Raw genomic sequence first — 13,888 nt, forward strand, 5'->3', positions numbered from 1 at the left:
GTATTTAAGCTCTATAAAAATAAAATTAGCGAATCAAAAAAATATTGCAACTTAATTGTAAGCTAGCCCACGCTTTATTTGCTGTATATACTGGATAATGTTTTGATAGTGCAAGAGCAAGACAAGCTCTATCACCAAGTGATAATCCTAGTTGTTTAGTTTTGGTTATTAGCTCTCCGCTTAAAAAAGCCTGCTCCTCATCAAAAGGTAAAATTGTTGGAATGAGATTTTGTATTAGCTTATGTATTCGCTCTCTTGTTAAACCTTTTCGGTCTATCAAGAATTTTACTACTTCTGCAATATTTACAGTACTCATTACAGCGTAAGGTAGTACTTCTATAATTTTTTCCTGTCCTTTTTCTTCAGCAAGTAAAGCTATCAAGGAAGAGCTATCTAGAATCACAGATTTATCATTATGAGAAGACATTATTGGACCATAAATTAAAACTTAGAATTTTCTTTATTTGCTTCTTGATATTTCTGCTTTAAAAATTCATCAACAAATGATTCTGATTTAGAACCATGTTGTTTAAACAATGCTTGAGCTTCCTTTACAGCCTTATGAAGAGTTACTAAATGTAGTTCATTATTAACTTTATTTATAATGAAAGAATCGCCTGCTTTAAGTTTCATAGCGTTTCTAATTTGATGAGGAATTAATAATCTACTGTTTTTATCAATGCTACTATGTAAAGCTTTCATAATTATATCACTTAATAAATTCTAAAATAGAATATTATAATATACATATAGTGTCAATTATTAATCATGGGTTTATTTTAAAGCTACCAAATAATTAATATTACACAAAAATATATTTTGCCCCATTAAATATATACCTACGTAAACATTCTAACTATGGGTATATTTGAAGGGTCGAGTAGTTTTTTCATCTGCGAGAAAGTTTTTACTATATTTTCTACGGAAGTCTCTATAAATTTATCGGTTTCAATATAATTCTCCGATTCGTCTTGTATGTAAAAAAGAATAGAGGAGACATAAACCGATAGCAATAAACCTCTTTTAGTATAATAGTTAAAATCAAGAGATTTATCGCCGGTATAACGCCAAATAGCATCACAACTACGGAATGCAACTTCAGTTCCTTGCATTGGGTTTAACGCAAAATAAGCGGCATTCTTACTATGAATAATAGGGAGTACGGTTTTGATCCTAATCTTTACCGCTAAAGATATTTTATCTCTTATTTTTGCCGGCTCTTCTATTGTCTTTAAGCTTTCTAGCATAATATTATCTAAGTAGCTTTCAAAGAATTCTATTATTTCAGATAAACCTTCCGGAAAAACTATTAAAGCATAACCTTTTGCAAAGCCGCATTTTTCTTCTGCTTCCTCAAGTAGTTTATTATTCCATTCATTAAACGGTAATAATTCTAATAAAGATTGCACGAAACTTATTTTTTTGATATGGTGTTCTTCTTTAATGCTCATATTTTTTAACCTTGACATATAACTTAATTATAGGGTATAGTTCAATAAACCACAATATCTTTTAAGGAGAGTAATTTTAGTGATACTAGTAAATGTTCACGCCGGTAATTGTGACAATACGCTTAAGAATTTTAAGAAAAAGCTACAAAGAGAGCTTTATTTTCGTAAGATGAAAGAACAGCGTTATTATGAAACACCTTCAGCGAAGCGTGTTCGTAAAGCACAAGAAGCAGCGAGAAGACAGAAAAAATTTGCTCGTAAAAAAATGTTTGATGAATAAAATTTCAAACAATTTTAATACTAAATAAAAAGCTAGAAATATTAATATTTCTAGCTTTTTTGTTATGTAGATTTTTTCGTCAAATTACTTTGTAATTTTCCTTGCAACAAAGCCACGGGTGTTGCTCGCATGGCTCTATGTCATTCCCGCGGAAGTGGGAATCCATTACTTTAAAGCTTTTTAAAAGCTTAGGTTATCTCGCTTTTTTTGGGTTCTTGCTTCCGCAAGAATGACATTAAAGTACAAATATTCCCAATTAGCTTTTTTTATGTTATAAAGAATTGTTATAGCCATATAAACCGTATATATGCTTAGTTATCTTAAACAAAATTTACGTTCTTATTTTTCTAGTAGAGTACTAATTTTTACTTTAACAATAGCGGCTATTATTTTTGCTTGTGCTACTTTTTATGTGATATCTTTAGAATCAAAGAATTTTAGTACGATTATTGGATTTTTATTAGTTGATTTAGCAATTTTTTTAATTTTAGGCGTTTTACTAACTCAAAAATTTTTTACTCAAAATAGTAATAACGATAGTTCTAAATTACAAAATCGTATTGTAATTGCCTTTAGTTTAGTTGCAGCTATTCCAACTATAATTGTCTCAGTATTTTCTGTTTATTTTTTTAATCTTAGTGTTCAAGCTTGGTTTGATAAGAAGATTTCTACAGTTCTTGATCAATCCGTAATAGTTGCGGAATCTTATATTGCCGAGCATAAATTACAGCTAAAAGAAACGGCTCTAGCCGTTGCTGAAGATTTAAGCGATATGTATTATGATTTAATTCATAATCCCGCTTTATTTACTAAAACACTTAATACCGAAGCAGAGATGCGTTCGCTTGATGAAGCTATAGTTTTAAATAAATCTACTAATACTATAGTAGCTAATAGTTATTTAAGTTTTTCATTATCATTTGCAACTATTCCCGCACATTTAATTAAAAAAGCGGATTTAGGGGAACCGGTGGAAGTAAAATCCGATCCAACCAAAATAAGGATGCTGATTAAATTAAAAGAATATAATGATGTGTATTTATTAGTCGGTAGATTAGTAGATAATAAAATTATCGACCATGTAGATGCAACTAACGGAGCAGCTGCCGAGTATAATAGCCTTAAAAACGAAATAGATAATATACAGATTAAGTTCTCTATAATGTTTATCTTTATTGCCTTATTACTTCTTTTTGTAGCTATAAGTTTTGGGGTTATATTTACCGCTAAAATAGTAAAGCCTATTAAAAAATTAGTTACTGCAACTGACAAAGTTAAAGATGGTGATTTAACGGTACAAGTGCCTGAAAATGAAGTAGATAAAGACGAAATAGGTACGCTTTATGCGGCATTTAATAGAATGATTAAGCAGCTTTCCCGCCAGCAACGTGATTTAGTTATAGCACAGAGGGCTATGGCTTGGTCGGATGTTGCAAAAAAAGTAGCCCATGAAATCAAGAACCCGTTAACTCCTATTTTACTTGCTTCTGAAAGATTGCTTAAGAAATTTAGTCCTGAAATTAAGGAAAAGGCAGAATTTGAAAATTATTTAAAAATGATTATTCGTCATACTAACGATATTAAAAATATAGTGTCCGAATTTGTTCTTTTTGCACGTCTTCCTGCTCCTAAATTTACGAAAAGTGAATTAGTTTATTTAGTTAAGCATATTGTTGAAGCACGTAAATTACTTAATGATAATATTTTGTATAAATTTGAGTCTAACGTAGATCAATTTGATTTTATGTGTGATGCTACCCAAATAAATCAAGTTATGATCAATTTATTGAAAAACGCAGAAGAGTCAATAGAAGGGCGAGAATCCGGAAAAATAGAAGTTACTATAGATGCTAAAGACGATTTTATTAGCGTCATTGTAATTGATAACGGTAAGGGATTTCCGCCTGAGCTAATAGGCAAAGCTACCGAAAGCTATGTTACGACCAGTAGTAAAGGTATGGGGGTAGGGCTTGCTATAGTCAAGAGAATAGTCGAAGAACATTGCGGTGTTTTAGATATCGCAAACATAGAAGAAGAGGGAGCAATAATCGATATAAAATTCGATTTAAAAGAGTTGGATTTGAAAGCCGGGCGTTCCGGAGGTTAGAATTATAGTATAGGACAATTCTTGAAAAACCCTGTATGCCATCACTAGCCCAGCATTATTGCATGAATCAATTCTACCGCTGTCATCCTGTTACTTGATCACTTAATAATAGATAATAGGCAAAAAGTTATGAATATAGAAATTACAGAGCTTCTAGCAAAAGAACTTATTGCAGAACAATTCCCTAATTGGCCTAATTTATCAATTAAATCGGTTGAATTTAGTGGTCACGATAATAGGACCTTTCATTTAGGCGATGAAATGTTGATTAGATTACCAAGTGCAGAAAAATATGTAGATGCGGTTTCAAAAGAACAAAAATGGTTACCAGTATTAGCACCTAATTTGTCATTTCATATCCCTAAGCCTTTAACTTTAGGTAAACCTTCAAAAAATTATCCTTGGAATTGGTCAATATATAAATGGATTAAAGGAGAAAGTGCAAATAGCTTTGATGCTAGTAGCTTAAATTTATCTCTAATTGCTTCTGATTTAGCAAAATTTCTAAATGAATTACATAAGATTGATATAACTGATGGACCTATTCCAGGTACTCATAATTTTTGGCGTGGGGGGAATCTTGCAGTTTATAACCTTGAGACAAAATCAGCAATTAAAAACTTAAAAAATTTGGTTGATGTAGATAAAGCTCTATCTGTTTGGGAAAAAGCATTAAATTCTCAGTGGAATAAAAAACCTGTATGGATTCATGGTGATTTTGCAAGCGGTAATATTATTATAAAAAATGGCAAACTTGATGCAGTAATTGATTTTGGAGGTATGAGTGTTGGCGATCCTGCTTGTGATTTAGTAATAATTTGGACTTTTCTTTAAAATGAAGCAAGAAAAGTTTTTAAAGAAAAGCTAGCCTTAGATGATGATACTTGGGATAGAGCAAGAGGCTGGGCTTTGTGGAAAGCTTTAATTGCTCCATTAGATGGTCTTTATGCTGTTAAGAATTTACAAATTATTCATGATATTTTATATGAGCATGAAAAGTTATGATTGAGATAGGTATTTATTAAATACTATATCAATGAGTAATAGATATCTGCACAGTATATAATAAAGAATATTAGCATTAGTGGTGATTAGATTTTAACTAAAGTTTTGTAATGATTATAAGCTGCAAAAGAAGGATCTAAATTAGATATATAGAACAAAAATAAAAAAAATAAAATAATTTCAAAATTGTAGTTGACAGGGCTGATTATATTGCATATAACTACACCTATCCAAAGCGATAAATGAAAAAAAGTCGCAGCTGTTTTTAAAAGTAAATAATTAGATATAGATAGTGACAGTAAACATGTACATATCACAAAAGTGATAATTAAACCTGTCAATTTTTTAAAGTAAAACTGACAGAATCAAACTTGAGAGTTTGATCCTGGCTCAGAACGAACGCTATCGGTGTGCTTAACACATGCAAGTCGGACGGACTAATTGGGGCTTGCTTCAATTAGTTAGTGGCAGACGGGTGAGTAACACGTGGGAATCTGCCCATCAGTACGGAATAACTTTTAGAAATAAAAGCTAATACCGTATATTCTCTACGGAGGAAAGATTTATCGCTGATGGATGAGCCCGCGTCAGATTAGGTAGTTGGTGAGGTAACGGCTCACCAAGCCGACGATCTGTAGCTGGTCTGAGAGGATGATCAGCCACACTGGGACTGAGACACGGCCCAGACTCCTACGGGAGGCAGCAGTGGGGAATATTGGACAATGGGCGAAAGCCTGATCCAGCAATACCGAGTGAGTGATGAAGGCCTTAGGGTTGTAAAGCTCTTTTAGCAAGGAAGATAATGACGTTACTTGCAGAAAAAGCCCCGGCTAACTCCGTGCCAGCAGCCGCGGTAAGACGGAGGGGGCTAGCGTTGTTCGGAATTACTGGGCGTAAAGAGTGCGTAGGCGGTTTAGTAAGTTGGAAGTGAAAGCCCGGGGCTTAACCTCGGAATTGCTTTCAAAACTACTAATCTAGAGTGTAGTAGGGGATGATGGAATTCCTAGTGTAGAGGTGAAATTCTTAGATATTAGGAGGAACACCGGTGGCGAAGGCGGTCATCTGGGCTACAACTGACGCTGATGCACGAAAGCGTGGGGAGCAAACAGGATTAGATACCCTGGTAGTCCACGCCGTAAACGATGAGTGCTAGATATCGGAAGATTCTCTTTCGGTTTCGCAGCTAACGCATTAAGCACTCCGCCTGGGGAGTACGGTCGCAAGATTAAAACTCAAAGGAATTGACGGGGGCTCGCACAAGCGGTGGAGCATGCGGTTTAATTCGATGTTACGCGAAAAACCTTACCAACCCTTGACATGGTGGTCGCGGATCGCAGAGATGCTTTCCTTCAGCTCGGCTGGACCACACACAGGTGTTGCATGGCTGTCGTCAGCTCGTGTCGTGAGATGTTGGGTTAAGTCCCGCAACGAGCGCAACCCTCATTCTTATTTGCCAGCGGGTAATGCCGGGAACTATAAGAAAACTGCCGGTGATAAGCCGGAGGAAGGTGGGGACGACGTCAAGTCATCATGGCCCTTACGGGTTGGGCTACACGCGTGCTACAATGGTGTTTACAGAGGGAAGCAAGACGGCGACGTGGAGCAAATCCCTAAAAGACATCTCAGTTCGGATTGTTCTCTGCAACTCGAGAGTATGAAGTTGGAATCGCTAGTAATCGCGGATCAGCATGCCGCGGTGAATACGTTCTCGGGCCTTGTACACACTGCCCGTCACGCCATGGGAGTTGGTTTTACCTGAAGGTGGTGAGCTAACGTAAGAGGCAGCCAACCACGGTAAAATTAGCGACTGGGGTGAAGTCGTAACAAGGTAGCCGTAGGGGAACCTGCGGCTGGATTACCTCCTTAAAGACTAAATTAGTATATTGCTTATATTTATATAAGTAATTACTCAGTCCAAATATTTACTGTCACTATCTTTAACTAATTGTTTGCTTTTAAGACTATAATTTTCTTTTCTCAATTTCCTATATCTCTTCTCAAAAACAATACTATCTTTTCTAAAGAAAAAATTAAAGTAATGGGTAACAAAACTTATTTGCTTATGTACTCATTAGACTTATTGCATATACTCTTTCTAAAGGCAGTTTGTCTACAGAATCTAGTAATTCTTGACATATTTTTATATTAATAATATCTTTCTATTAAAATTTGGGAGATATTTAGATTAACTTATGAAAATTGCTAAATCACAGGCAAAGATACTTTTTTCAGCATTAGATGAATGGAATAACACTGGTTTACTTGATGATAATATGACTGTATTACTTAAAAACGATATAGAAATATTAAATTTTGATTGGAAGAAATTAGCTAGATATTCTTTTTGGGTTTCTTTAATATGTATAGTTATTGCTATTAATGCTATTTTGTCTGATCGTTATCTACGAGAATTATTAGAATATATTTTTAATGCCCCGTATCTGCTGAAATTTATTACCTTATCAACTTTATCGGGAATAATTTATTTTATTGGTTTTAAAAGACAGCAACAAAAACCAGAGAAAATTTTTAGCAATGGAGCAATATTATTTTTAGGGGTCTTAACCACTGCTTGTGCTATTTATCAACTAGGAAAAGCATTTGATTCAGGGAGTGGACATTTTTCCATTTTATTGCTTTTATCTTTTATTGTTTATGCCATATTAGGATATTTCTCTAAATCAAATTTAATTTGGTGCTTTGCTTTAATTTCACTAGGTAGTTGGATGGGAGCAGAAACCGGGTATATGTCAGGATGGGGAGCGTATTACTTAGGTATGAATTATCCATTACGTTTTATATTATTTGGAGGAATCTTAACATTTTCTGCTCTTGCACTAGAGGAAAATAAAAAATTCAATCATTTTACTCAAGTAACTCTTGTAATTGGTTTATTATATTCATTTATTGCAATGTGGTTATTATCAATATTTGGAAATTATGCCCCTGAAGATTATTACTTAAAGTCGATAAAGCCAATAGAATTATTTCATTGGTCTTTATTATTTGCCTTAATGTCCGGAGCAGCTATTTATCACGGTTTAAAACAAGATAATTCGATAACTAAAGGATTTGGAGTTACTTTTTTATTTATTAATTTATATACAAGATTTTTTGAATATTTTTGGAATACAACTCATAAAGCAGTATTTTTTACAATTCTAGGAATAAGCTTTTGGTGGCTTGGAAGCAAAGCAGAGAAAATTTGGAATCTTACTGCAAAAAAATAATTAATATATAAAGTTCTGCTTTTATAAGGAACGTATATATTCAGATAGAACTTAAAAAATTGGCGGTAATGTCTTTTTAAGTTCTCGAATGCTGAACATTTAATAACTGTTGTCATTCTTCGTCTTGTGGACTCTTTGCTTTTTTTAGCTGCAAATTATAAGGTTTTTTTGAAATAGGGGATATCCTCTCAAAAATATTATTAATTAAATCTATTTTGTTAACAGTCCCATAAAGTAGTTTTTAAGCAATAATATATAAATTAATTATTTTTAATTCATAAAATATCTTAATAAAACATAATAAATATCCTACAATAATATTAAAAAATATTAAGGGTAAAATATATGAATTACTTAGGATATGGTGGTATTTCTCTTGGAACAATACTTGCAATAGTAATATCATTTAATGTGAATAAATCAATATTATGGGCTATCATTCATGGATTTTTTGGATGGTTTTATATTGTATATTATTTGTTATTTAGAAAATAGACTTCTTGCATAACCTCTTTTTAAAGATGATTTGTACGTTAATCCGGTACTCGCAAGGCATTGGCCCGCGTGGTTCAATTTTACCTCTATCATCCCGCGACCCCGCCTATAGTACCGGATAATTTTTACTTTATGTCATTCCCGCGAAAGCGGGAATCCAGTCAAATAAAGCTTTAAAAAGCTTTATTTGAAAAAAATTATCTAATAAAAAAATCTTTGAAATCAAGATTTTTTTAGCATAGATCCCTGCTTTCGCAGGGATGACATCGAGAGCTTTTTGAAAATTGTCCGGTACTATAGGCCCCGCCACAGGATCTAGTTAAAAATACTAAAATTATTAGTATTTTTTATTGTTTTTATAGACCTAGTTAGCAAGCGAACTAGGTGACACAGTGAGTTTTACCGGTCCACGCAACATACCTACTCGCATCCTAACGTATTTATATACGCTGCGGTGGCAAGTGCTTTCGTGTTTCTTTCAAACTTTGTTATGTAAGAAGTCTAATAATAGGAATCATCTGCGAGAATAAAAGCTTTAAGTTGCTTTAAAGAGTGAAGTTTGTTAATCTCTACAAAAACATATTTGAGATTATATGATAACTACATATTTAAAGGAAAATAATTCTATAGTAAAAAATGAAGAATATATTATTAATGAATCCACATTATGGATTGATTTATTCAATATAACCGATGAAGAAAAAGTAATAGTAAAAAATACATTAAATATAGAAATACCGACTTTAAAGGATATATCACAAATTGAGATTTCCGAGAGGTTATATGTTGAAAATGAGGCGTTATATCTAACTATTACGGAACTCGTTAATAAAGAGCAAGAATTTCCCGAAACACATTCTATAGTATTTATTTTGCATAAAGGTTGTCTTATAACAGTTCGTTACGTAGAATTAATACCCTTTAATGACTGTATAAATAAATTTGCTAAGCAGCTTAATAACAAACATAATGCAGAAAATATTTTATTTATGTTACTTCGTAATATGGTAACAAGATTATCGAATATTGTACAGTCGATTAGTATGGATATTGATGATTATGGACGTTTAATACTTGATAATAACATTAATGATTTGCGTATAGATCATACCAATGTATTAAAGAAAATAGGTAGAAAAGGTGATTTACTTTCTAAAAGTCGTGAGTGTTTATTTTCTTTAACTATGGCTATTCAATATATTTTAAAATCTCCACAAATAACTCAAAATAAATCATCTAAGGATCTATTAGATACATTGCTTCGAGACGTAGACTCAATAATTAATTTTTCACAATTTATATCTAGTGAGATTGCAAGAACTCTAGACGCAGCACTAGGTATGATTGCTATTGAACAAAATAATATTATTAAAATTTTCTTGTTGGTTACTATATTTTTTCTCCCACCTACTTTAATAGCCAGTATTTACGGCATGAATTTTACCGTAATGCCTGAGCTTAAATCACCGTATGGTTATCCTATAGCCTTATTCTTAATGCTATTATCTACAATTATTACCTATAAATATTTTAAGAAACGGAAGTGGTTGTAAGTTTTTATTGATAATAGTTTGATAGAATTTTACATAAAAATCAATGACCGTATTTTATAGTCAATTGATTTGGACTTGCCTACTAGTTATAGGCTTCGCTCCTTGCTTCTTGTATGAAAATCCAATTGAATTGACTATATGACATTGACACTATCTTAATTAATAATAATTAGGATTTGAATATGAGCGAATTAGATTTTGAAGTAGAAAAGACAAGTTTTGTAGTAAGTGTTATTGATGCTATTGAAGAGTATATAAAAGCAGAATTTTTATTTGACTATGAAAAACAAAGAGAAAATTTCCAGTATATTTACAATAATTTAAAGTACCTTAACCAATCAATGCCTATTGAGAATGCTGAGGTTATGAAAGAGTTTTTCAGATTAAAATCAGAATTTAGAAAATATATTAAAGATAAAGTTAGGAATGTAGATAAGGAATTTTTGAAGTTAATATATATAGAGTCTTCTAAATTTATAAAAGAAAAAATTGTAGAAATAGAGAACAAAATAGAGCGTATTAAAAACGGTCAAGCTGAAAATGAAGAAGAAAAAGAGGCTTATAACTGGAGTAAGAGTAATGAATTAAGGCAAAAAGAAATAGAAAATGCTTATAAGAAAAAACAAGATAAGGAAAGTATAGACAGTTTTAAACAATTAGGTGCAAAGGTACAAGCGTTAAGAGCTAAATCATCAATAGAAAAGATGGAAGATCATTTTTTAGTTAAAGAGAAAATATTAAGTGCAGAAGAAATGAAAACTATTATTTCAAATCATGAATTGTTAAATACATTAGCTAGTTATAATGATACGGCTAGTGCAAATGCAGTAACAAAATTATTTGAAATTGCTCGTAATTATTATGAAGATGATAAGCAAAAAGGCATAAATGAACTTGGAGTAATAAACTATACAAAAGCAACTTATCTTCTTAATGAAAATATTCAAAGATTACTTAAACAAAAGCAACTTAGTTTTAAAGATATTGATTACGTAGTTGGTAATGAGTTAGATAAATTATGTGAGTTAATAGCAGGAAATAGTGCGATTCTTACTCTTAATAATGACCAGCTACATAGTGGTAATGATTTTTTTGATTTAGCAATATTAGCTAGGTTAGAAGAAACTCTCAAAAAGTTAGCTGATGATTTTACGGTAAATGATGAGCGAATAAAATTCTATAGAACACTAACAGAGGAAAATGATAAAAAATTCTTTTTTGAAAATTGGAAGTTAATAAAATGGTTTTCCGATACCATAACTTATAAGGAACTATTGCAGTTGTTACCTAGTAAAAAATTTTTATTAGATCTCTTAAAAGATAAAAATCTATATAAACTAGCAGAAAAAATGACTATTGCTAAAAATGAGTTACTTGAAATGTCACAAGAGGCACAAGAAAATTATTTAAAAGAAATAAAGATTGAAGATTGTTTAGATATTCATTTAGATTCTATGAATATGAATACTCTTAAACTTATTATAGCATCAGATGTGATTCTTGGTAATATCTCATTCAATTCTGATACTACCGTAATTATAGAAACAGGAAAATCTTTGAATATCGCTGGTCTACTAACTATAGGATCAGGAAGCACTTTAAATATATCAGGTGAGGGTACACTAACTCTAGGATCAAATATTGTTTCAAAAAATATAATAGAAAATATAAATTATAAAGGAATAACTCCTGAAATTCTTTTAAATAAGACTATTGCACTCAATTTAAATTTTACGGAAGAAAATACGGATAGTAATTCAGATATAACAATATTAGGAAATACTGACCCGGAGATTTAATAAACAATATTACAAAGCTCTACAAACTCGACATTGTTGCATGAATATCCAAGTCGTCATTGCGAGGAAATTACGTAGTAATTGACGAAGCAATCTAGTAAAAAATTCTGATTTACAGAATTTTTTTTATTATGGCTCTGGATATATAAGTGTGTAAATTCTAAAATAGGCATTAAATTCGCCCATCAAATTTTATCAAAAAGTGAGCCATGTCCTCTCCCCAATTTTGGATAGGCATATTCCATTTTCGCGTAATATAGTCAATTGTCAAGTACAAAGTCTTAAATACAGAGTCGTCGTTAGGAAAACCCCTTTTGTTATTAGTAACCTTGCGTAATTGACTATTTAAACCTTCGATTGCATTGGTTGTATAAATGATACGCCTAATCACTTCTGGGTATTGTAAAAAAATTATCAAATTCTGCCAATTATTTTGCCATGATTTTGCAATATGTGGGTACTGTTTGCCCCATTTCATATCAAAATCAGATAAGGCAGTAAGTGCTTCATCCTCAGTGATAGAGCTGTATACTAGCTTCAAATCTGCTGCAAGTTCTTTACGGTCTTTATAGCTTACATATGACAAACTATTTCTGATTTGATGTACAATGCACAGCTGATGCTCAGTTTGTGGATATACTGCAGATATCGCCTCACTCATGCCCGTTAGATTATCGCTACAAGCAATTAAGATATCTTTTAATCCCCTGTCTTTCATTTCAGTAAAATTATTTAACCAAAATTTAGCTCCCTCATTCTCGCTAATACACAAGCCTAAAATATCTTTCCTTCCGGTTAAATCTACACCTAAAGCTACATATACTGCCTTATTGATAATTCTCTTATCTTGACGTACTTTAACTATAAGTGCATCAAAATATACTATAGCATATATGGCTTCCAGAGGCCTATTCTGCCAACTCCTGACCTCATCCATAACATTATCGGTAACCCGACTAATAAGGCTTTCACTGTTCTCTGCACCATATAGCTCATGAATCTGAATCTTAATGTCAGAGAGGCTCATCCCTTTAGCATATAAGGATAATATCTTCTGATCTAATCCATCAATCCTAGTCTGACGCTTTGGCACTAGTACAGGAGAAAATTCAGCATTTCTATCACGTGGTACTTCAAGTTCCAATACTCCACCTTCAGTAATTAGGCTTTTTTTGCATACACCATTTCTACTATTGTCAGTCTCTATCCTGCCATATTTGTTATAGACAAGATGCTCATCCATCTCAGCTTTTAAGGCTCTTTCAAATATATTTTTTTAACTGCTTTAATATCCCGTCTTTGGCAAAAAAACTCGTTAAATCAGTATCTTTATCTATTAGCAAATCTACTGCTTGTTTTATCTTCTCTTGGTTACTGTTACTCATGTTATTCCTGATAAATTATATTATTGTTAATATAACCTATCCTAGAAATTTACACACTTAGTGAGACAGCACCTTTATTATTTTTCTGGATTGCCACGCAAGTACTACGACTGCTCGCAATGACGGGGTGGTATGGTATCCACGCGGGTAATGCCTCCTCGCAATGACGGAAAAACCGCTCCACGTCGGGCAATGTTAAGCCATTAGCCATTCAATAAAATCTAAATATTTCTTAGAATTATTTTACTTAATTCACAATTCAAGTGTGAGAAGTTTATCTCTTCAAATCCTTTTCTTGGGATAATAATCATTGCGAATTTTATAGCATTAAGCTTAGAATCGCTAACAATAATTCTAATCAGATGTCTTATACGCCTTTTAATTTTGTTGCGAACCACGGCTTTTTTATTTAGTTTTCTGCTAACTTTGATTCCTAAAAAGGTGTTATATTTTGATTCAATGAAGATTTTTGGAAGTTTTTTGGCTATTACCAAAATAAAATATCTCTCATGGAACTTCTTTCCAAGCTTATTTATAAGCTCAAATTCTTTTTGATTTTTTAAAGAGGTAATAGACAATTTGA

9 protein-coding genes, 1 rRNA gene and 4 pseudogenes are annotated in these 13,888 nt (G+C 32.2%); 9 read left to right on the plus strand and 5 right to left on the minus strand.

The window, feature by feature from the left end:
• Positions 1-25 precede the first annotated feature (25 nt).
• The 3 genes from AC5587_RS02195 to AC5587_RS02205 form a co-directional block, all read right to left on the minus strand.
• Positions 26-427, minus strand: coding sequence for a type II toxin-antitoxin system VapC family toxin (locus AC5587_RS02195; protein ID WP_499162705.1), 402 nt, complete (start codon positions 425-427; stop codon positions 26-28).
• Positions 428-441: 14 nt separating this feature from the next.
• Positions 442-633, minus strand: coding sequence for a hypothetical protein (locus tag AC5587_RS02200; protein ID WP_037214239.1), 192 nt, complete (start codon positions 631-633; stop codon positions 442-444).
• A gap of 206 nt (positions 634-839) precedes the next feature.
• Complete coding sequence (locus AC5587_RS02205) at positions 840-1,451, minus strand: COQ9 family protein (protein WP_045813220.1); 612 nt, start codon at positions 1,449-1,451, stop codon at positions 840-842.
• A 79-nt stretch (positions 1,452-1,530) separates the two neighbouring features.
• On the opposite strand from AC5587_RS02205, the gene rpsU reads away from it, so the two are divergent.
• The 9 genes and pseudogenes from rpsU to AC5587_RS02250 all read left to right on the plus strand — a co-directional run.
• Positions 1,531-1,731 (plus strand): 30S ribosomal protein S21, encoded by a 201-nt coding sequence (gene rpsU, locus AC5587_RS02210; RefSeq protein WP_499162706.1) that lies wholly within the window; start codon positions 1,531-1,533, stop codon positions 1,729-1,731.
• 307 nt (positions 1,732-2,038) lie between these two features.
• Positions 2,039-3,838, plus strand: a complete 1,800-nt coding sequence (locus tag AC5587_RS02215; protein WP_499162707.1) for a sensor histidine kinase NtrY-like — start codon at positions 2,039-2,041, stop codon at positions 3,836-3,838.
• A gap of 129 nt (positions 3,839-3,967) precedes the next feature.
• Positions 3,968-4,111: pseudogene (locus AC5587_RS02220) on the plus strand (acetyltransferase); the annotation flags it as partial.
• Entirely contained in the window at positions 4,100-4,672 is a 573-nt protein-coding gene (locus tag AC5587_RS02225) for an aminoglycoside phosphotransferase family protein (RefSeq protein WP_499162977.1), read from the plus strand. The pseudogene AC5587_RS02220 and the gene AC5587_RS02225, both read left to right, overlap by 12 nt.
• A 538-nt stretch (positions 4,673-5,210) precedes the next feature.
• Positions 5,211-6,709, plus strand: a 16S ribosomal RNA gene (locus AC5587_RS02230).
• Between the two features lie 326 nt (positions 6,710-7,035).
• Positions 7,036-8,073, plus strand: coding sequence for a hypothetical protein (locus AC5587_RS02235; RefSeq protein ID WP_499162708.1), 1,038 nt, complete (start codon positions 7,036-7,038; stop codon positions 8,071-8,073).
• A 1,088-nt stretch (positions 8,074-9,161) separates the two neighbouring features.
• On the plus strand, positions 9,162-10,121 hold the full coding sequence (locus tag AC5587_RS02240; RefSeq protein ID WP_499162709.1) for a magnesium transporter CorA family protein: 960 nt from the start codon (positions 9,162-9,164) through the stop codon (positions 10,119-10,121).
• 704 nt (positions 10,122-10,825) lie between these two features.
• Positions 10,826-11,050 (plus strand): annotated as a pseudogene (locus AC5587_RS02245) (hypothetical protein); the annotation flags it as partial.
• Between the two features lie 525 nt (positions 11,051-11,575).
• Positions 11,576-11,794: pseudogene (locus tag AC5587_RS02250) on the plus strand (hypothetical protein); the annotation flags it as partial.
• A 298-nt stretch (positions 11,795-12,092) separates the two neighbouring features.
• On the opposite strand, the pseudogene AC5587_RS02255 reads toward AC5587_RS02250, so the two are convergent.
• Both AC5587_RS02255 and rnpA read right to left on the minus strand, forming a co-directional pair.
• Positions 12,093-13,305: pseudogene (locus tag AC5587_RS02255) on the minus strand (IS256 family transposase).
• A gap of 221 nt (positions 13,306-13,526) precedes the next feature.
• The gene (gene rnpA / locus AC5587_RS02260; protein WP_499162710.1) at positions 13,527-13,883 is read right to left on the minus strand and encodes a ribonuclease P protein component; all 357 of its coding nucleotides are present in this window, start codon (positions 13,881-13,883) and stop codon (positions 13,527-13,529) included.
• Positions 13,884-13,888: the final 5 nt, after the last annotated feature.

The organism is Rickettsia endosymbiont of Hedychridium roseum, from assembly GCF_964028255.1.
Classification (GTDB): domain Bacteria; phylum Pseudomonadota; class Alphaproteobacteria; order Rickettsiales; family Rickettsiaceae; genus Rickettsia; species Rickettsia asembonensis.